Annotated in this window: 19 protein-coding genes; 17 read left to right on the plus strand and 2 right to left on the minus strand. The window is 42.1% G+C overall.

Going from position 1 to position 20,635, the window contains the following annotated elements:
- Position 1: 1 nt before the first annotated feature.
- From accC to spo0A, 13 genes are all read left to right on the plus strand, one after another.
- Positions 2–1,354, plus strand: a complete 1,353-nt coding sequence (accC, locus tag NYE23_RS02220; protein ID WP_048008234.1) for an acetyl-CoA carboxylase biotin carboxylase subunit — start codon at positions 2–4, stop codon at positions 1,352–1,354.
- Between the two features lie 20 nt (positions 1,355–1,374).
- A complete protein-coding gene (locus tag NYE23_RS02225; RefSeq protein ID WP_035330002.1) occupies positions 1,375–1,782 on the plus strand; it encodes an Asp23/Gls24 family envelope stress response protein in 408 nt (135 codons plus the stop codon).
- 272 nt (positions 1,783–2,054) lie between these two features.
- Positions 2,055–2,444, plus strand: coding sequence for a transcription antitermination factor NusB (gene nusB, locus NYE23_RS02230; RefSeq protein WP_341075137.1), 390 nt, complete (start codon positions 2,055–2,057; stop codon positions 2,442–2,444).
- A gap of 94 nt (positions 2,445–2,538) precedes the next feature.
- The gene (gene folD / locus NYE23_RS02235) at positions 2,539–3,396 is read left to right on the plus strand and encodes a bifunctional methylenetetrahydrofolate dehydrogenase/methenyltetrahydrofolate cyclohydrolase FolD (protein WP_341075138.1); all 858 of its coding nucleotides are present in this window, start codon (positions 2,539–2,541) and stop codon (positions 3,394–3,396) included.
- A 146-nt stretch (positions 3,397–3,542) separates the two neighbouring features.
- Positions 3,543–4,883 carry an exodeoxyribonuclease VII large subunit gene (gene xseA, locus NYE23_RS02240; RefSeq protein ID WP_341075141.1) on the plus strand — a complete coding sequence of 447 codons (1,341 nt, stop codon included), beginning with the start codon at positions 3,543–3,545 and terminating at the stop codon, positions 4,881–4,883.
- 5 nt (positions 4,884–4,888) lie between these two features.
- The gene (gene xseB, locus NYE23_RS02245) at positions 4,889–5,122 is read left to right on the plus strand and encodes an exodeoxyribonuclease VII small subunit (RefSeq protein WP_341075143.1); all 234 of its coding nucleotides are present in this window, start codon (positions 4,889–4,891) and stop codon (positions 5,120–5,122) included.
- A gap of 2 nt (positions 5,123–5,124) precedes the next feature.
- On the plus strand, positions 5,125–6,018 hold the full coding sequence (locus NYE23_RS02250) for a polyprenyl synthetase family protein (protein WP_341075145.1): 894 nt from the start codon (positions 5,125–5,127) through the stop codon (positions 6,016–6,018).
- A gap of 589 nt (positions 6,019–6,607) precedes the next feature.
- On the plus strand, positions 6,608–8,500 hold the full coding sequence (gene dxs / locus NYE23_RS02255) for a 1-deoxy-D-xylulose-5-phosphate synthase (RefSeq protein ID WP_341075147.1): 1,893 nt from the start codon (positions 6,608–6,610) through the stop codon (positions 8,498–8,500).
- A 3-nt stretch (positions 8,501–8,503) separates the two neighbouring features.
- The gene (locus NYE23_RS02260; RefSeq protein WP_341075149.1) at positions 8,504–9,349 is read left to right on the plus strand and encodes a TlyA family RNA methyltransferase; all 846 of its coding nucleotides are present in this window, start codon (positions 8,504–8,506) and stop codon (positions 9,347–9,349) included.
- Positions 9,350–9,522: 173 nt separating this feature from the next.
- On the plus strand, positions 9,523–9,972 hold the full coding sequence (gene ahrC, locus NYE23_RS02265; RefSeq protein WP_009332889.1) for a transcriptional regulator AhrC/ArgR: 450 nt from the start codon (positions 9,523–9,525) through the stop codon (positions 9,970–9,972).
- Between the two features lie 87 nt (positions 9,973–10,059).
- Positions 10,060–11,742: a DNA repair protein RecN gene (recN, locus tag NYE23_RS02270; RefSeq protein ID WP_341075151.1), complete on the plus strand. Its 1,683-nt coding sequence runs from the start codon at positions 10,060–10,062 to the stop codon at positions 11,740–11,742.
- A gap of 181 nt (positions 11,743–11,923) precedes the next feature.
- Positions 11,924–13,213 (plus strand): SpoIVB peptidase, encoded by a 1,290-nt coding sequence (spoIVB, locus tag NYE23_RS02275; RefSeq protein ID WP_341075153.1) that lies wholly within the window; start codon positions 11,924–11,926, stop codon positions 13,211–13,213.
- Between the two features lie 312 nt (positions 13,214–13,525).
- On the plus strand, positions 13,526–14,314 hold the full coding sequence (gene spo0A, locus NYE23_RS02280; protein ID WP_035330013.1) for a sporulation transcription factor Spo0A: 789 nt from the start codon (positions 13,526–13,528) through the stop codon (positions 14,312–14,314).
- Positions 14,315–14,439: 125 nt separating this feature from the next.
- On the opposite strand, the gene NYE23_RS02285 is transcribed toward spo0A, so the two are convergent.
- Together NYE23_RS02285 and NYE23_RS02290 are read right to left on the minus strand one after the other, a co-directional pair.
- On the minus strand, positions 14,440–14,580 hold the full coding sequence (locus NYE23_RS02285; RefSeq protein ID WP_082138922.1) for a YycC family protein: 141 nt from the start codon (positions 14,578–14,580) through the stop codon (positions 14,440–14,442).
- Positions 14,581–14,597: 17 nt separating this feature from the next.
- Positions 14,598–14,834 (minus strand): DUF2627 domain-containing protein, encoded by a 237-nt coding sequence (locus NYE23_RS02290; RefSeq protein WP_341075157.1) that lies wholly within the window; start codon positions 14,832–14,834, stop codon positions 14,598–14,600.
- A gap of 154 nt (positions 14,835–14,988) precedes the next feature.
- Between NYE23_RS02290 and NYE23_RS02295 the strand changes: the two genes are divergently transcribed.
- The 4 genes from NYE23_RS02295 (at position 14,989) to buk (ending at position 20,627) form a co-directional block, all read left to right on the plus strand.
- Entirely contained in the window at positions 14,989–17,052 is a 2,064-nt protein-coding gene (locus NYE23_RS02295) for a sigma 54-interacting transcriptional regulator (protein ID WP_341075158.1), read from the plus strand.
- 211 nt (positions 17,053–17,263) lie between these two features.
- Positions 17,264–18,166 carry a phosphate butyryltransferase gene (yqiS, locus tag NYE23_RS02300; RefSeq protein ID WP_341075160.1) on the plus strand — a complete coding sequence of 301 codons (903 nt, stop codon included), beginning with the start codon at positions 17,264–17,266 and terminating at the stop codon, positions 18,164–18,166.
- 82 nt (positions 18,167–18,248) lie between these two features.
- Positions 18,249–19,343, plus strand: a complete 1,095-nt coding sequence (gene bcd, locus NYE23_RS02305; RefSeq protein WP_048008219.1) for a branched-chain amino acid dehydrogenase — start codon at positions 18,249–18,251, stop codon at positions 19,341–19,343.
- A gap of 174 nt (positions 19,344–19,517) precedes the next feature.
- Positions 19,518–20,627 carry a butyrate kinase gene (gene buk / locus NYE23_RS02310; RefSeq protein WP_341075164.1) on the plus strand — a complete coding sequence of 370 codons (1,110 nt, stop codon included), beginning with the start codon at positions 19,518–19,520 and terminating at the stop codon, positions 20,625–20,627.
- Positions 20,628–20,635 lie beyond the last annotated feature (8 nt).

Genomic DNA, 20,635 nt, shown 5'->3' on the forward strand with positions numbered 1-20,635 from the left:
AATGATTAAAAAACTCTTGATTGCCAACAGAGGAGAAATAGCTGTCCGCATTATCAGGGCAGCCCGCGAAATGGGGATTGAATCTGTTGCTGTCTTTTCAGAAGCTGACAGGGAAGCACTCCATGTTCAGCTGGCAGATGAGGCATACTGCATTGGTCCAACAGCCTCAAAGGACAGCTATTTAAATTTTACAAATATAATAAGTGTCGCTAAGCTTACTGGCTGTGACGCCATTCATCCAGGTTATGGATTCCTTGCAGAGAATGCGGACTTTGCCGAATTGTGCAGAGAATGCAATATTATTTTTGTAGGACCTACACCTGAAGCCATCAGCAAAATGGGCACAAAGGATATTGCAAGGGAAACGATGAAGGAAGCAGGAGTTCCGATTGTTCCGGGCTCTAATGGAATCATTAAGGATGCTGAAGATGCTATTCAGCTGGCAGAAAAGATTGAATATCCGGTCATTATTAAAGCGACTGCGGGCGGAGGCGGGAAAGGGATCCGCGTAGCGCGCAATGAGCAGGAGCTTATAAAAGGAATTACGATCACACAGCAGGAAGCACTGACAGCATTCGGGAATCCTGGCGTTTACATCGAAAAATATATTGAGGACTTCCGTCATGTTGAGATCCAGGTTCTAGCAGACAATTACGGGAACACCGTCCATCTCGGGGAAAGGGATTGTTCCATTCAAAGACGTCTGCAAAAGCTGCTTGAGGAAACGCCTTCACCTGCACTTGACGGTGAAACACGCGAAGAGATGGGAAATGCTGCTGTAAAAGCTGCAAAAGCGGTTGATTATACAGGCGCTGGCACGATAGAATTTATATACGATTATAAAAATCGCAAGTTTTATTTCATGGAAATGAACACACGTATTCAGGTGGAGCATCCTGTTACAGAGATGGTAACAGGGGTCGATCTAATCAAGGAGCAAATTAAGGTTGCTTCAGGAGAAAAGCTTAATTTCACACAAAGTGATGTAACATTTAACGGCTGGTCAATCGAATGCAGAATTAATGCGGAAAACCCGGAGAAGAATTTTATGCCATCAGCAGGAAGGATCAATATGTATCTGCCTCCTGGCGGACTTGGTGTCCGAGTCGACTCTGCTGCATACCCGGGCTATATGATTCCTCCATATTACGATTCAATGATTGCAAAAGTGATCACTTATGGCAATACTAGAGAAGAAGCCATTTCCAGAATGAAAAGAGCATTAAGCGAATTTGTAGTGGAAGGGGTCCATACAACAATCCCGTTCCATCTCAAGCTCTTAAGCCATGAAAATTTTGTGGAAGGGCAGTTTAATACGAAATTTCTTGAATTGCATGATGTAATGAATTCTTAAAGACTTGTGGAGGTGCTAAGATGAACGAAAATAATATTCTCGAAATGAGCCCTGAAAATTCAGGTCTTGGCAAGGTGGAAATTGCTCCGGAAGTTATTGAGGTAATTGCCGGCATTGCTGCTTCAGAAGTAGAAGGTGTTGCGCAAATGCGCGGGAACTTCGCTACAGGAGTAGTTGAAAGGCTTGGTAAAAAGAACCACGGCAAAGGTGTTAAAGTTGAATTAACAGAAGAAGGCATCAAAGTCGATGTATATTGTCTGATGAAATTCGGCGTGTCAATCCCAAGCGTTGCCCAAAAAATTCAGGACAATATCCGGCAGGCCCTCCTGAATATGACAGCCCTGGACGCCCAGGAAGTTAACATTCACGTAGTAGGAATCATGTTTGAAAACCAAAAGCATGAAGTTGAATACGAACAGGAAATGTAACCATACACATCAAGCCAAAGACATCAGACTCGTCTTTGGCTTTTCTTATGGTTCATTCTCTTCATCATTCACTCCTTAAAACGTTATAAAGGAGTTTGTAAAGGGAAAATTAATATTATAAGTTTTCTTGCATATGTTTCTGACCAAACATAATGCTCTTGGTGTAGTGCGAAGATTCCTTACTTATGCTATTATCTTCTTATGCAATTTTTGGACGTGCAAATGCTCAAAAATGAAAATTACTATGCTAGCCATAAAGGAGTTTTATAAAGATGAAGAGAAGAACAGCCAGAGAAAAAGCATTGCAGGCTTTATTTCAAATTGATGTTAGCGGGACAGAACCTGGGACCGCCATCGAACATGTTTTAGAGGGTGAAAAAAACGATGAATACCTAAGCAAACTTGTATCAGGTGTGCTGGAGCATAAAGAAGAAATTGATAGTGAAATCAAAGGATTCCTTGAAAAATGGACGCTGGAGAGACTTGCCACTGTAGACCGCAATCTTCTGCGATTATCTGTTTTTGAGCTGCTGTATTTAACAGAGGAAGTGCCAGCCAATGTGGTGCTTGATGAAGCAATTGAAATTGCCAAACTTTACGGCGACGATCAGTCAAGCAAGTTTATTAATGGTGTTTTATCAAAGGTAAAAGAAAAACTTTAAAAAACATACACTGGATATGCTGGCACTTTCTAGATGCAAGCAAGCCGGCAGTCCTTATCAAAGGCGCTTTCGAGTTTCTGATAGGGGGATACAAATGGCTGCAGAATTAATAGATGGAAAAGAAATTGCAAGAAAGAAACAGGATCGTATCGGTGCTGAAGTGCAAAAGCTGAAAGCAGAAGGAGTCACGCCAGGCTTGGCTGTTATTTTAGCGGGAGATAATCAGGCATCCAGAACCTATGTGAACAACAAGCAGAAAACCTGCAATAAGCTGGGCATGTATTCTATGCTTATTGAACTTCCCGAAAGCGTCAGCGAACAAGAGCTTATCAGAAAAATTAATGAGTTAAACAAAAGTGATGCAATTCATGGAATCCTCGTCCAGCTGCCGCTCCCAAGCCATATTAATGAAAAAGTCATCATCGAGACCATATCTCCTGAGAAAGATGTGGATGGATTTCATCCCATAAATATCGGCAGGATGATGATAGCTCAGGATGCCTATATCCCATGTACACCTGCAGGGATAATTGAAATGCTCGAAAGCATCGGGGCAGACATTTCCGGAAAGCATGTAGTGGTTATTGGCAGAAGCAACATTGTAGGGAAGCCTGCCGGGCAGCTGTTTCTTAATAAAGATGCAACAGTTACCTACTGTCACTCGAAAACAGCTGATCTAAAGGAATACACAAAGAGAGCAGATATTCTGGTGGCAGCAGCAGGTAAGGCCAAGTTAATCACGGGGGACCATGTTAAAAAGGGCTCAATCGTGATTGATGTGGGCATGAATCGAGATGCGGAAGGAAAGCTTTGCGGCGATGTTGATTTCGAGACAGTTAAGCACAAAGCAGGGTATATTACTCCTGTTCCGGGCGGAGTGGGACCGATGACGATTACCATGTTAATGCATAACACGTTAAAGGCAGCAAAGTATTCTATAAGCAAAATCTAAAATTCATGGCCGCCATAGATGCAAAATCTGTCCATTTCCATTATCCTGTATTTAGGAAGCCTGTCATAGGCTGAATGGAAGGACAGTTTTTTTGCGTTATTGCTTTGCAGGAGGTGCAATGGAGCTTCTGCATAAAGGAGATTGTTATGAAGGAACAGCAGTATCTGACAGTTTACGCACTGACCAAATACATAAAAAGAAAATTTGACGCCGACCCTCATTTGCAAAATATTTTGGTTAAGGGAGAAATCTCAAACTTTAAACAGCACTCAAGCGGCCATATGTATTTCACTTTAAAGGATGAGAAAGCCAGAATTTTAGCCGTAATGTTTGCAGGAAATGCGAGATCCATGAAATTCAGGCCAGAGAACGGCATGAAAGTATTAGTCCGCGGAGCGATTTCCGTTTATGAATCCAGCGGGCAATATCAAATGTATGTACAGGAAATGCAGCCGGACGGGGTTGGTGAGCTTTATCTTGCATACGAGCAGCTTAAAGAAAAACTGGAGAAGGAAGGATACTTTTCGTCTGCATATAAAAAAAATATCCCTCGTTATCCACGTACGGTTGCTGTTATCACATCCCCTACGGGTGCTGCAATCAGAGATATTTTGACAACGCTCAAAAGGCGCTATCCAATCGCGAACATACTTATATACCCTGCGCTTGTCCAGGGTAACCAGGCAGCTCCATCCATTGTGAAAGCGTTAAAGGAAGCTAATACCTCCAAGGAAGCGGATGTATTAATTATCGGCAGGGGCGGAGGTTCCATTGAAGAGCTTTGGGCCTTTAATGAAGAAGCTGTGGCAAGGGCCATATTTAAGTCGGAAATACCTGTAATTTCAGCTGTCGGCCATGAAACAGATTTTACAATAGCGGATTTTGTTGCAGATTTAAGGGCTCCTACCCCAACGGGAGCTGCTGAATTGGCTGTCCCGCATATTGATGACCTGACAGAAAGACTTTATAACAGGCAATCAAGGCTGATTAGAGCGATGAAGGAACAAATTGCACTGAAAAATGAAAGACTTCTAAGGGTACAGAAATCCTATGCTTTCAGGTACCCCAAAAAATTGTATGAACAAAAACTGGAACAGCTCGATAAAGTCACCGAACAGTTGTTGCGGGGGGCAAAAAGGCTGCATGATTTAAAGCAGGAACAGGCTGATATCCTGCAAAAAAGGCTGGTTCGAAGTCATCCTGGTCAGCTGAGGAATCAGGCAAAAGAAAAACATGATCGGCTGCATAAGCTTTTAAACAACACAATGGCAAATACCCTTGCTGCAAAGGAAAAGGATTTTGCGAGGGTCATTTCAACCCTTGAGGCGCTCAGTCCTCTAAAGATTATGGATAGAGGCTATAGCCTTGCTTATACGGAAAAGGGATCCCTAATTAAGGCTGTGTCTCAGGTTAAAGTGGATGATATGTTAAAATTGAAGGTATCTGATGGAACTATTGAATGCAGGGTAACGGATATTGAGGAGTGAATGGCATGGCGGATGAAAAGCAGCTTTCATTTGAGCAAGCGATGGAAGAACTTGAAGTGATTGTGGAAAAGCTTGAAGAGGGCGATGTTCCTCTTGAGGAGGCTTTTAATATTTATAAAAAGGGCATGGAGCTTTCAAAATTATGCCATGATAAGCTTAAAAATGTGGAATCACAGCTTACTGAAATACTGACGGAAGATGGCCGGAAAACGAACTTCGCCATTCCGGAGGAGGAATAATCTTGCAGCAGCAATCCTTAAGTTCTTTCTCTGAATTGCATAAGAGAAAACTGGAAATCCATTTAAAGGAATATGTACATAAATTGAATGCCCCACCTGAAATCAAGGAATCGATGAATTATTCACTTGAAGCCGGAGGAAAGCGGATAAGGCCAATGCTGTTATTTGCCACATTGGCTGCTTTTGGCGAAGATACGGCAAAAGGGGTATGGACTGCAGCGGCGATCGAAATGATCCATACCTATTCGCTCATTCACGATGACCTGCCTAGCATGGATAATGACGATTTAAGAAGAGGTAAACCGACTAACCATAAAGTATATGGGGAAGCTTTTGCCATCCTGGCAGGCGATGCCTTGCTCACATATAGCTTCCAGACCATTGCGGAAACCCCAGACGAATTCGCTTCAGCCGAAACCAAGCTGTCTTTAATTAAAGTGCTTTCAAAAGCTGCCGGTGCTGAAGGGATGGTTGGAGGCCAGGCGGCAGACATTAAAGGAGAGGGCAAACAGCTGGACTTAGAGGACCTGGAGTATATTCACGTGCATAAGACCGGCAAATTGCTTGAATGCAGTGTGGTTTCAGGTGCTGTTTTGGCAAATGCCAATGAAGAGACGATTCAGGCACTATCCCATTTTGCCTATCATCTGGGGCTGGCTTTTCAAATCAGGGATGATATTCTCGACCTCGAAGGGACAGAAGAGATAATCGGGAAGCCTGTTGGCAGTGATGAATCAAAAAATAAAAGCACTTATCCAGCTCTTCTTACAATGAATGGCGCGAAAGAGGCGCTCGAATACCATATCAGGTCTGCAAAAGAGAAGCTGAAGGAAACAGGCCTTCAAACAGAGCTGCTCGAAGAAATAACAGATCTAATTGCAAACAGGGACCACTAATTTCTATATTAAATACTCACATCGAAATGAATTATGGTATAAAATGAAGGCTGTTTTCGCAAGGTTTGTTGCTTATTATATATTATTTACTGAGTTGATTGGAGCGGAAGGTGCGAGACTCCTGCGGGAGTAGCGGGACAGGGGAGACCCCGCAGACGCGGAGCGTCGAGGAGGCTTACCGCCTGCGGAAAGCGAGCATCCTGGAGCGGAGATCAACGGACAACATTGATAGGCAATAACATCAATTTATAAGAAAATAAACAAAATGAATGAAGAAACGATGGTCGTGCCGCTGTACTATTTGTACCAGCGGCATTTGCTGTTTAATAAAATGATGGTCTTTAATGTATATATTTTGGTATGATAGGAATTGCTGCCGGGAATCTTTCACAAGAAAGACTGGCCGGAGTGAGAGACTGTTTAAAATGAAAAGCATTTGGAAAATCTCCTGTAATAAGGTAATCTTAAGATATTATCTTTTAGACAGGCTGGACGCCGTAAAAAACAGGCTTTGATTTGTTATAAACATGATTGCCAAAATATACGTAAAAAACGGACGAATAAGAAACGAAAGTGAGTGGTCCGCAGTATGGATCTGTTATCAATTAAAGACCCTTCCTTTTTAAAAGGGCTCTCGAATAAAGAATTGGAAAGTCTCAGTCAGGATATCCGCACTTTCCTGATTGAAAAGCTATCAGGCACAGGGGGACATATTGGCCCTAATCTTGGAGTTGTTGAGCTGACTGTTGCATTGCATAAATGTTTTGACAGTCCAAAAGATAAGATTATCTGGGATGTCGGACATCAATCATACGTCCATAAAATCCTTACAGGCCGTGCGTGCCAATTCGATACTCTTAGGCAATATAAAGGTCTTTGCGGTTTTCCAAAGATGATTGAAAGTGAGCATGATGTATGGGAAACGGGCCATAGCTCTACTTCTTTATCTGCCGCGATGGGCATGGCCATTGCAAGAGACTTGAAAAAAGAAAGCAATTATGTCATTCCCGTTATTGGGGATGGTGCCTTAACAGGCGGAATGGCTTTAGAAGCCTTAAATCATATCGGCCATGAAAAAAAAGATATGATCGTCATATTAAATGATAATGAAATGTCGATTGCCCCTAATGTAGGTGCCCTGCACAATGTACTTGGAAGGTTAAGGACTGCAGGCAAATATAATTGGGTAAAAGATGAACTTGAATACTTATTAAAAAAGGTTCCGGCAGTCGGCGGCAAATTGGCCTCAACTGCTGAAAGACTGAAAGACAGCCTAAAGTATCTGTTTGTGTCAGGCATGTTCTTCGAGGAATTAGGCTTTACCTATTTGGGGCCTGTCGATGGGCATAATTATGAAGCTTTATTTGAGAACCTTGCTTATGCTAAGAAAACAGAAGGCCCGGTGCTTCTCCATGTTATAACGAAAAAAGGGAAAGGCTATCATCCTGCAGAAAACGACAGGATAGGCACTTGGCACGGTACAGGCCCTTACAAAACGGAAACAGGGGACTTTGTGAAACCTGCAGCTGCGCCGCCTGCATGGAGCAAGCTTGTGTCAGAAACCGTCAGGGAACTTGCGAGACAAGATGAAAGAATTGTTGCAATCACTCCAGCAATGCCTGTTGGTTCCAAGCTTGAAGGCTTTGCAAGTGAATTTCCGGATCGGATGTATGATGTGGGTATTGCTGAACAGCATGCAGCAACAGTAGCTGCAGGCCTGGCAACGCAAAACATGAAGCCGTTCCTTGCGATTTATTCTACTTTCCTGCAGCGTGCTTATGATCAGGTCGTACACGATATTGCACGCCAGAACTTGAATGTATTTATTGGAATCGACCGGGCAGGACTTGTTGGTGCAGATGGGGAAACGCATCAGGGTGTATTCGATATCGCATTTTTAAGGCATTTGCCGAATATGGTTTTGATGATGCCAAAGGATGAAAATGAAGGCCAGCATATGGTGAAAACAGCCATTGAATATAACGATGGCCCAATCGCCATGCGGTTCCCGCGCGGAAATGGCATCGGGGTGCCTATGGACCCGGAACTTAAGACTATTCCAATTGGAACATGGGAAGTTCTGCGCGATGGCAGCGACGGAGCAATATTAACTTTTGGGACAACGATTCCAATGGCATTGAAGGCAGCCCAGCTTCTGGAAAAACAAGGACACTACATCAAAGTCATTAATGCAAGGTTTATTAAGCCATTTGATGAAAAGATGCTGCATGAATTGTTCGCAGCGAATATGCCTATTCTTACGATAGAAGAAGCTGTTCTGCAGGGGGGCTTTGGAAGTGCAGTACTTGAATATGCACACGAGCATGGCTTCCATCATTCCGAAATAGACCGAATGGGGATACCTGATACATTTATTGAGCATGGCAGTGTAAATGAACTATTGGAAGAAATCGGGATGACTGTAGACGATGTTGTGGAAAGAATGGGAAAACTGGCAAGAAAAAAACAAAAAAGGGCTTAACACATGAAAACAAAGAAAGAACGATTAGACGTTTTATTAGTTGAAAGAGGTCTTGCTGAAACGAGAGAAAAAGCGAAAAGGGCCGTTATGGCCGGTTTGGTGTTCAGCAATGAAAGCAGGCTGGATAAGCCGGGTGAGAAGGTTAGTGAAGATATTCCGCTGACCATTAAGGGAAAGGTTATGCCCTATGTCAGCCGCGGAGGCTTAAAGCTTGAGAAAGCTCTGAAGGTTTTTGATTTAGAGATCGAAGGCAAGATCCTCCTTGACATTGGTTCCTCAACCGGCGGATTTACTGATTGTGCTCTGCAGAATGGCGCCAAAATGTCCTATGCTTTGGATGTCGGATATAATCAGCTTGCCTGGAAATTAAGGCAGGATGAACGGGTTGTTGTCATGGAAAGGACGAATTTCAGGTATGTAACTCCAGCAGACCTTTCAGCCGGTATGCCTGATTTTGCTTCCATTGATGTTTCGTTCATCTCTCTAAAGCTCATATTGCCGGTATTAAAAACACTGCTGGTTCCTGGCAGTGACACAGTGGCTTTAGTGAAACCGCAATTTGAAGCAGGACGGGAGCAGGTTGGAAAAAAAGGAATTGTCAGAGATCCTAAAATACATGAAGCCGTCCTTGGTAAAATTATCGAATTTGCTTTGGGTCTTGGCTATGATGTCAAAGACGTTTCCTATTCACCCATTACCGGCGGTGACGGCAACATAGAATTTCTCCTCCATCTGTATTGGTCCGGCAGGAAAGAAGAAGGAGAAAACCTCTTTAAAGCCCAGACTGTTGAGGTAGTAAAAGAAGCCCATGCCGAATTGAAAACGAAGCAGGTGAAAGAAGAGGAATAGGCTGATGCCTGTTCCTTTTTTTAAAGGAATTTGTCGAGTTAGGACGAATTATAATAATATATACGGGAAAATTGTACTTTATTGAGAAAATCAGCTAACATTATAGTACAAACAACACTATAAATTAATTTTTTTCTGCCTGCTGTCAAGCGGCTGATTATAGAGGTGAAAAAATGAATAAAGGGCAAAGACATATTAAGATACGCGAAATTATTACTAACAACGATATCGAAACACAGGATGACCTGGTGGATGAATTGAAAAACGCAGGGTTTAATGTTACCCAGGCGACAGTCTCAAGAGATATAAAAGAGCTTCACTTGGTAAAAGTTCCTTTAATGGACGGAAGATATAAATACAGTCTTCCAGCGGATCAGCGTTTCAATCCGCTGCAAAAGCTTAAAAGAAATTTAATGGATGCCTTTGTTAGAGTGGATACTGCAGGACATCTCCTTGTAATGAAGACTCTTCCAGGCAATGCCATGGCTATAGGCGCACTTATAGATAACCTTGACTGGGAAGAGATCCTGGGGACAATCTGCGGGGATGACACATGCCTGATTATATGCAAAACCCCTGAAGACACAGAAGCCATTTCAAACCGTTTTCTTGAAATGCTGTAGATAATTTTATAGCTCAAGACGCGCCTGCTCCCCTCGAGGTGTTGTGGCTGGCAAGGCGCTTCTGCTTTTTCTAATGAGGTGATAAGCTTGTTAAATGAAATAACGATACGAAACTTTGCTATAATCGAAGCCCTTTCTGTCTCATTTGAAAAGGGCTTAACTGTTTTAACTGGTGAAACAGGGGCGGGGAAGTCCATTATTATTGATGCCATTCACTTGCTGGCTGGAGGCAGGGGATCTGCAGAGTTTGTCCGGCATGGTGAAGATAAGGCTGAATTAGAGGGGCTTTTTATTCTTGATGATCCTAAGCACCCTTGCTATAAACGATCTGCAGAATTTGGGATAGAGATTGAAGATGGGATGATTGTTCTCCGCAGGGATATATCAAAGACAGGAAAAAGCATCTGCAGAGTGAATGGAAAACTGGTCACTATTTCTGCTTTGAGGGAAATCGGAAGTTCACTTATTGATATACACGGTCAGCACGAACATCAGGAATTAATGAATGAAACCTTGCATCTTCCTCTCCTCGATCAGTTTGGAGGAATGAAAATTTCTGCTTCCCTTTCTGAATATCAGGATATCTACAGGTTATATGAAAGCACTTTGAAAAAGCTTAAGAATTTAAGTGAGAATGAACAGCAAATGGCGCACCGGCTTGATTTAATCCAATTTCAGCTTGATGAAATCCAGTCAGCACAGCTGAAATTGAATGAAGATGAGGATCTGATTGAAGAAAAGAGAAAGCTATCCAACTTTGAACGTATTTTTGATTCTGTTCAGTCGGGCTATAATGCTCTTCAAGGAGAGCAAAAAGGGCTCGATTGGATTGGGATGGTTATGGGGTATATGAATGATGCCGCGGAATTGGACCCATCATATAAAGAAATAGCGGAAAATGTGGCAAACAGCTTCTATTTGCTTGAAGATGCGGCCAGTTCCCTCCGCAATGAAATGGACTTTATGGAATATGATCCCCAAAGGCTTAATGAGATCGAAAACAGACTGAATGAAATAAGCGGGCTAAAAAGAAAATATGGAAAAACGGTTGAAGAAGTGCTGGAATATGCAGCAAAAATAGAAGAAGAAATTGAAACCCTGCAAAATAAAGAAACCCATATTGATAAGCTGCAAAAAGAAGTTGCTGCCCTGAAAAAAGACCTTATGGTTGAAGGGGAAGAACTGAGCAAGCTGCGGAAAAAATCTGCCCTAAAGCTTACGAAGTTAATTCATAAAGAGCTTAAGGAATTATACATGGAAAAAACAGTTTTTGAAGTAAGGTTCTTTTCTGATCCCGAAGTCCTTTTTAAAAATGGAATTGACAGAGCGGAGTTCTATATTTCCACCAATCCGGGAGAACCGCTCAAGCCTCTGTCTAAGATTGCATCGGGAGGGGAATTATCCCGAATCATGCTTGCATTAAAGAGCATTTTTTCAAAACATCAGGGTGTTACAAGTATTATCTTCGATGAAGTGGACACAGGCGTGAGCGGAAGAGTGGCACAAGCTATCGCGGAAAAGATTCATCATGTTTCCGTGGATTCACAGGTGCTGTGCATCTCTCACCTGCCACAGGTTGCAGCGATTGCAGATACTCATTTATTTATTGCTAAAAACACGAATGAAGGGCGGACCAAAACTACAGTGAAGCCGCTGAATGAGGAAGAAAAGATAAAAGAAATCAGCCGTATGATTTCTGGAGTGGAAATTACCGATTTGACAAAAGAGCATGCAAAAGAGCTGCTTCATATGGCTAAACAGCTGAAATGATTATGATCTATTATCAGGTCTGTACCTTTCAGCTGCGCAGCCAGATCTAATACCTTGAAAAGCTATCCAAAGCAGGATAGCTTTTTTTATGTCACTGGCAGTTATAAATGCCTTCGATGCAGGCAAAATTAAAGATGTAGCCATTTGACGTGATGGACTAGAAGCGAGGAGAGTGAAAAATTTGACATATGATGTTTTGCGCAAAATAATTGGTGGAATTCTCCTTGTTTCATTAATTGCTTTAGGTTTTTCCAAGCCTGTTCAGGAATATTTGCAAATACCTGCAAATATTACCCTTTTTGAAGGACAGCAGCTGGATATTGCAAAGGCAGAAACAGTGTCGGCCGGGCTGTCCATAGATAATACAAGTGTTGCACTTAAAGAAGATAACCATTCAATTTCGCTATCAGCAAAAGAAAATGGGAAAAATGAAATGCTTCTCGAACTGGCAGGTTTTCCGATAAAGAAGGTTGATGTTAATGTCTTAAAAGATTTTAAAGTAATTCCAGGAGGCCAATCAATCGGGGTTAAATTAAATACAGTGGGCGTGTTAGTAGTTGGGCACCATCAGGTTAATACTGCTGAAGGAAAAGCATCGCCAGGCGAAACGGCCGGGATAAAAATCGGAGATATCATTACAGAAATCAATGGCAAGAAAATTGAAAAGATGTCAGATGTTGCCCCCTTTGTTCAAGAAGCAGGCAAAAGCGGCAACCCGCTCCAAATCATTGTTAGCCGTGAAAGCGGAAAGGTGAAAACGGAGCTGACTCCTCTTAAAGAAAACGGAGAAGAAACCTATAAGCTTGGTTTATATATACGTGACTCAGCAGCAGGCATTGGGACGATGACTTTCTATCACCCGGAATCGAAAAAGTATGGAGCACTCGGTCATGTTATTTCCGACATGGATACGAAAAAGCCTATTGTGGTTGAAGACGGACAAATTGTCAGATCGACTGTTACTTCCATTGAAAAAGGAAGCAATGGCAATCCAGGCGAAAAACTTGCACGATTTTCCTCAGACAAAGAAATAATCGGGAATATTGTCAGGAACAGTCCTTTCGGAATTTTTGGGGAATTAAACCGGGATATGAAAAATGGGATCTTTGACAAACCCATGCCAATAGCACTATCCCATCAGGTGAAAGAGGGATCTGCTCAAATACTGACTGTGGTGGACAATGATGAAGTACAATTGTTTGATATTGAAATTGTCAGCACGATTCCGCAAAAGTTTCCGGCAACAAAAGGAATGGTCATAAAAGTTACGGATCAGAAGCTCCTTGATAAGACTGGCGGCATTGTCCAGGGGATGAGCGGAAGCCCGATTATTCAGGATGGCAGGATTATTGGGGCCGTAACACACGTATTTGTAAATGACCCTACTTCAGGATATGGTGTTCATATCGAATGGATGCTAAATGAAGCAGGCATCAATATATATGAAAAAGCAGAAGAAAAAGCATCCTAATACGGGGAATGGAAAAGAAAAAGACGGGGAAATCCCGTCTTTTTCTTTTTTTATGTTAGAATGGCGATATTAAAAGATTTTTCGACAAATATACGCGAATTGCAAAGAGTATGGCGAAACTGGTCGAAAACAGGAGAAAACAAAAGAAAAAATGAGATTTCGCTGGTTTTTTAAGAAAATTTCAAAAAAGTAGAGGAATTTTTGTTGCATTGTCGAATTTCTCATTTAGAATAGAAAATAGATATCAAAAAAAGAGCGTGTTCAAAATGAACATTCATTAAAGAGACCATAATGGGCCGAGGAGGAAAGTAAGTGAAGAAAATAAAAGTTTGTGTTGTGGATGATAATAGGGAACTGGTCGGGCTTTTAGAGGAATATATATCTTCTCAGGAGGATATGGAAGTTGCGGGTGTGGCACATAATGGACAGGATTGCCTCGACATTTTAGAGCAGACACAGCCTGACGTTCTTGTGCTGGATATCATCATGCCTCACTTGGATGGACTTGCTGTACTCGAGAAAATGAGAGAATTAAATCTGAATGCACTCCCCAATGTAATTATGCTTACTGCATTCGGCCAGGAGGATGTCACCAAAAAAGCAGTGGATTTGGGAGCTTCTTACTTCATTCTTAAACCATTTGATATGGATAATCTGGCAAGCCATATTCGTCAGGTCAGCGGAAAATCCAACTCATTTCTCCGCAAACCCGCTCCATCTTACCGTCCTCAGGCAGAAGCAAAGCCCAAGAACCTGGATGCCAGCATCACCAGTATCATCCATGAAATTGGCGTTCCTGCCCATATTAAAGGATACTTATATCTTCGTGAAGCGATTTCAATGGTGTACAATGATATTGAACTTCTCGGTTCCATTACAAAAGTGCTGTACCCTGATATTGCTAAAAAGTTTAATACGACTGCAAGCCGGGTTGAGCGTGCGATCCGCCATGCGATTGAAGTTGCTTGGAGCCGCGGCAATATAGATTCGATTTCCTCTCTTTTCGGGTATACTGTCAGCATGACCAAAGCAAAGCCGACTAATTCCGAGTTTATTGCCATGGTCGCTGATAAGCTTCGCCTCGAGCATAAGGCTTCTTGAAAGGGTAAGGACTTATAACAAAATTTTTTTAATTTGCTGCGCTCCTCTTGGGGCGTTTTTTATTTTTTCTCCTGAAATAAGATATAAAAAGGTTCAGTTTGAATGCTTCAAACTGAACCTTTACTTTATTTGTTTTCTTCCTTCTCAAGCTCCATCATTTTTTGGATCAGAATATGCTGAGGCATGTGCATGATTTGCTCAAGAGGAAGATTAAGTTTTTCAGCAAGCTTTAATGCTGTTTCAGGTGATATCTGCAGCGGCTTCACTTTTATCCCCCACTAACTTATTTAGATTTAAAACGATCCTGAACTTTGTTTCTTTTTCGATCACGATAAAGAATAAACCCTGCGATAAAGCCAAGCCCTATGATCATGAAAACGAAACCTGACACAAATTGAAGCCATAAATATGGAAATGGGCTTTGCAGGATGCCAAAGACCATATCTCTCATTAATTTTATCCCATACACAGCCAATATGCCCGGCAAGAGTAAAATTAATAAAGCAATTAGTCTAATCATAAAAAAAGTCCCTTCAAATCGAGTTGCCTACCGAAATCATAAATCATTAAAGAAATTTGTCAAGTGTCTATGTTATGCTAAAATAAATCATGAAGAATATTGCAGGAATTTCTATAGAATGTGCAAGAATTTTCAGTGGGAAGCAGGTAAAACTATGCAAACAGTGATGATTGTCGGTGCAGGAAAAGGCGGTACCGCCATTCTTAAAATAATAAAAGAAACGGCAGTTCTGGATATAAAAGCCATGGTGGATACCGACCCTGATGCCGAAGGACTTCAGCTTGCCAAAGAAAGCGGCATCCCGACCGGCGCTGATTGGCGACAGTTCATGGAACAAGATATTGACATCATTATTGAAGTTACCGGAAATGAGCAGGTGTTTATCGACATCAGGGAAGCCAGAAGCAAAAATACAGTTCTAATACCTGGAAGTGTAGCTTTTTTAATCGCGAAATTACTTGAGGAAAAAGAAGAGCTGATTTCGAAATTCAGAAATGAAACATATAAACATGACTTGATTTTTAATTCGACAGATGACGGAATGATTGTAATAAATAACCTCACTGAAATTATAGTCTTTAATCGAAGTGCGGAGAGAATGACAGGAATAAAGAGGAAAGATGCTTTAGGGAAAAAAATTATTGAAATCATTACAGACAGCATGCTTCCCAGAGTTATGGCGACAAGGAGAATTGAAGCGAATCAGGAAATGACTTTGGCTAATGGCCTGAAAATTATTACGACAAGAATACCTATGCTCGGTGAAAATAGCGAATTAATGGGTGCCTTTGCTGTGTTTAAGGATATTACAGAAGTTGTTTCACTTGCGGAAGAAATAACGAATTTGAAAGACATACAGACGATGCTTCAGGCAATTATTCAATCAAGTGAGGAAGCCATCTCCGTTGTTGATGAAAATGGGAATGGGATTTTGATCAATCCGGCATACTCCAGGCTTACAGGTCTGGCGGAAGAAAAAGTAATCGGAAAGCCTGCCACTGCAGATATATCAGAAGGTGAAAGCGTTCATATGAAGGTCCTTCAAACGCGAAGAGCGATGAGAGGTGTGGCCATGAGGGTCGGACCGAAGAGAAAGGATGTAATTGTAAACGTTGCGCCTGTTATTGTTGATGGAAAGTTAAAAGGGAGTGTTGGTGTTATTCACGACGTATCGGAAATTCAAAATCTGAACCGTGAATTAAACCGGGCCAGACAAATTATTCGTACATTGGAAGCGAAGTATTCATTCGAGGATATAATCGGAACATCTGAAGAGATGACCATTGCAATCGAACAGGCAAGACTTGGAGCTAAAACTCCTGCCACAGTTTTGCTGAGAGGAGAGTCCGGGACAGGTAAAGAGCTTTTTGCCCACGCTATACACAATGCAAGCGACCGAAAATATAACAAGTTTATCAGGGTAAATTGTGCCGCTTTATCAGAATCTCTTTTGGAAAGTGAATTATTCGGTTATGAAGAGGGGGCATTCTCGGGTGCAAAAAGAGGCGGCAAGAGGGGTTTATTTGAGGAAGCTGATAAAGGCAGTATTTTTCTGGATGAAATTGGCGAGCTGACAGCTAACACTCAGGCGAAGCTTCTCAGGGTCCTTCAGGAACATGAAATTACAAGAGTGGGAGGGACCAAGCCTATTTCAATTGATGTTAGGATTATTGCCGCGACCAATGTCAATTTAGAAAAAGGAATTGCAGATGGCACCTTTAGGGAAGACTTATACTACAGGCTGAATAGAATGCCCATACATATTCCTTCATTAAGACGCAGGAAGGAAGATATTCCTTTGCTGTGCAGCAGACTTATTCAAAAGATAAACCAGGAATATGGGCGGAATGTAGAAGGTGTGACAGAACAAGCTGTTGATAAGCTGATGGCCTATAATTGGCCGGGGAATGTGAGGGAACTCGATAATATCCTGGGCAGAGCCATCATTTTTATGAATTACAGCGAAACGAAAATAGAAGAACGGCATATTCCGGATCTAGGTGCCAATAATCCGTCACCCAATATTGAAGTAAGTGAAGAAGCCGAAAATAAACCATTAACGCAAATGGTTGAGCAGTATGAGGCAAGGGTGATCAGGCAAACTCTTCAAAAGCTGAATGGAAATAAAACCAAGACAGCAAAAATGCTTGGGCTCTCAGTCAGGAATCTTTACTACAAATTGGAGAAATACGAAATTGCAAAAGATGGCATGCAATAAATTTCATACCATGCAATAAACTGCGCGCTTTAGCTTAATGAATAAAGCGTTTTCACAGCGTTTCAAAGTTGGCACACTTCTTGCAAGTATAATAAACGGAAGAACATCAAGAAAAAGGCGTCGATTATTATTCTTAAGTTCCTGAACCTATCCACTGGTATCGGGGGGCAAGGCATGGCGCCTGCGCTTTTCATGTAAGGGGGTTGAACAGATGACATTGGATTCGCTTCTAACGAAAGCAACCCAATATGGTGAGAAAACGGTAGCCGTAGCTGCAGCGGAAGATGAAGAAGTTCTGGAAGCAGTTGCTGAAGCAATTAAGCTGAACTTAGCAAGCTTTTTATTGTTCGGGGATGAAAAGGAAATCCGCAAAATTCTGAACGAGAAGCATAGCGAAGCAGCTGAAAGCCCTAAAGTTGAAATCATTCATACAGAATCGGCTGCGCATGCAGCTGAATTGTCAGTAAGGGCTGTGAAAGAGCAGAAAGCCAATGTGCTGATGAAGGGGAATATCCCGACGGCAGGCATCTTAAAGGCTGTCTTAAATAAAGAATTTGGTTTAAGAACAGGAAATGTTTTATCACATGTGGCTGTTTTCGAGGTTCCAGGCTTTGAAAAGTTTACGATCGTAACGGATGCAGCTATGAATATTGCACCTGATCTTAATCAAAAAGCACAAATCCTGAAAAATGCAGTTCATATTGCAAAAAGCATTGGGATTGAAAAACCTCTCGCAGCTCCAATTGCTGCAATAGAGGCAGTTAACCCTGCTATGCAGGCAACTTTGGATGCTGCAGCATTAACTCTTATGAACCAAAGAGGGCAGATTAAAGATTGTATAGTCGATGGTCCTCTGGCTTTGGACAATGCCATTTCTTTTGAAGCAGCTGAACATAAGGGAATCAAAAGCAAAGTTGCCGGACAGGCAGATATTTTATTGGTGCCGACTATAGAAGTTGGGAATGCTTTATATAAATCACTTGTCTACTTTGCGAAAGCAAAAGTAGGAGCCGTTATCGCAGGGGCCAAAGCGCCAATCGTTCTTACTTCAAGGGCGGATTCGGCAGAAAGCAAGGTTTATTCATTGGCATTAGCGATATGCTCAGCAAAGTAATAGCGCTGATATTCAGCATTTTATATAAAAAATATTAATTAAACGAACAAAAACTCTTTATAATCCGGGGAGGAAATAGAACATGGAAATCTTCAAATACTTAGAAACTTACGATTACGAACAAGTGGTGTTTTGCCAGGATAAACAATCAGGCTTAAAAGCTATTATTGCTATTCATGACACTACTTTAGGTCCTGCACTTGGCGGAACACGCATGTGGACTTATGAATCTGAAGAGGCTGCTATTGAGGATGCATTGCGCCTTGCACGCGGCATGACTTATAAGAATGCAGCAGCAGGCTTAAACCTTGGGGGCGGTAAAACAGTTATTATCGGCGATCCGCGCAAAGACAAAAACGAAGAGATGTTCCGTGCTTTCGGACGTTATATCCAAGGATTAAATGGACGTTACATTACTGCAGAGGACGTAGGCACTACTGTAGCTGATATGGATCTGATCCATGAGGAAACAGATTATGTAACAGGTATTTCACCTGCCTTCGGTTCTTCAGGCAACCCTTCACCAGTTACAGCTTATGGCGTATACAGAGGAATGAAGGCAGCAGCAAAGGCTGCATTCGGAACTGACTCTTTAGAAGGCAAAACAATTGCCGTTCAGGGTGTTGGAAACGTTGCGTTCAATCTTTGCCGCCATCTGCATGAAGAAGGTGCACAGCTAATTGTAACAGATATTAATAAAGAAGCAGTTCAGCGTGCAGTTGAAGAGTTCGGTGCTAAAGCAGTTGAACCAAATGAAATTTATGGCGTTGAATGTGATATTTATGCACCATGTGCGTTAGGTGCAACGGTTAATGATGATACAATTCCGCAGCTGAAAGCAAAAGTAATTGCTGGAGCTGCCAACAATCAGCTTAAAGAAACCCGCCATGGTGATTTAATCCATGAAATGGGCATTGTTTATGCACCTGATTATGTAATTAATGCAGGCGGAGTTATCAATGTTGCAGATGAGCTGTACGGATACAACCGTGAACGTGCAATGAAGAAAGTTGAAACTGTATACAATAATATTGAAAAAGTTATTGATATTGCTAAAAGGGATGGAATTCCGACATATAAAGCGGCTGACCGCATGGTTGAGGAAAGAATTGAAAGAATGCGTAATTCACGCGGACAATTCCTCCAAAACGGCCATCATATCCTCAGCCGCAGATAGGTTTTAGGAAGAAGAGGAATTTAGCCTGGCTTTCCTGATATGCAAAGCGCTGAATTATGAATTCAGCGTCTTTGCCTTTAAAAGCAGAGTAGAAAAAATGCAGCGGCAGATAAAGTACCTTGAGTAAGAGATGCTTTTACAAGGGAGATTTCCGCTCTATATGGAGGTTTAAATGTGCTAGAACAAGAACATCGAATTCTCGTCATCAATCCGGGATCCACTTCAACTAAGATTGGAGTTTTCGATAATGAGATCTCTGTCCTGGAGAAGACATTACGCCATGATGCAGATGTCATTAATTCTTATGAAAGTATTATCGATCAGTATGAATTCCGCAAGCAGACCATTTTAGAGACGCTGGATCATGAAGGAATCAATATTTCCAAATTAAGTGCAGTGTGCGGCCGCGGCGGGCTGCTTCGCCCAATTGAAGGAGGCACATATTCTGTTAATGATGCAATGCTTGGGGATCTTCGTGCAGGTTTTGCTGGTCAGCATGCTTCTAACCTTGGCGGAATCCTGGCATATGAGATTGCTTCGGGTTTAAATATTCAATCCTTCATTGTTGATCCGGTTGTGGTTGATGAACTGGACTCAATTGCCCGTATTTCAGGCTTTTCAATGATTGAAAGAAAAAGTATTTTCCATGCTTTGAATCAGAAAGCTGTTGCCAGGAGAGTGGCCAAGGAGCTCGGCAAAAAGTATGAGGAGCTTAACCTGATCGTTACACATATGGGCGGAGGAATTACTGTTGGCGCTCATAAAAAAGGCAGAGTAGTGGATGTTAATAACGGACTTCATGGAGATGGGCCGTTCAGTCCGGAACGGGCAGGTACAGTACCTGCCGGTGATTTGGTGGGACTTTGCTACTCCGGAAGCTTTTATCGTGAAGAAGTAATGAAGAAACTTGTTGGACAAGGCGGTCTCGTTGGTTACCTGGGAACAAATGATGCAGTAAAGGTTGAAAAGATGATTGAAAACGGAGATGAGAAAGCAAAGCTTGTCTACTCCGCAATGGCTTATCAGGTGGCTAAGGAGATTGGGGCTGCCAGTGCAGTGCTTGGCGGAAAGGTTGATGCAATTATCCTTACGGGTGGTCTTGCCTATGGCAAGGGCTTTGTAAAAGAAATCAGTGAGCGGATTAGCTGGATAGCAGATGTCATCGTCCAGCCTGGTGAAAATGAGCTTCAGGCATTGGCGGAAGGTGCACTTCGCGTCCTGCGCGGTGAAGAGACTGAAAAAGAATATCCTGGAAAAACAGCTGGGAAAGCAGCATTGAAATAGAAGGGGGA

The sequence above is a fragment of the Cytobacillus sp. FSL H8-0458 genome (assembly GCF_038002165.1).
In the GTDB taxonomy this organism is placed as follows: Bacteria; Bacillota; Bacilli; order Bacillales; family Cytobacillaceae; genus Cytobacillus.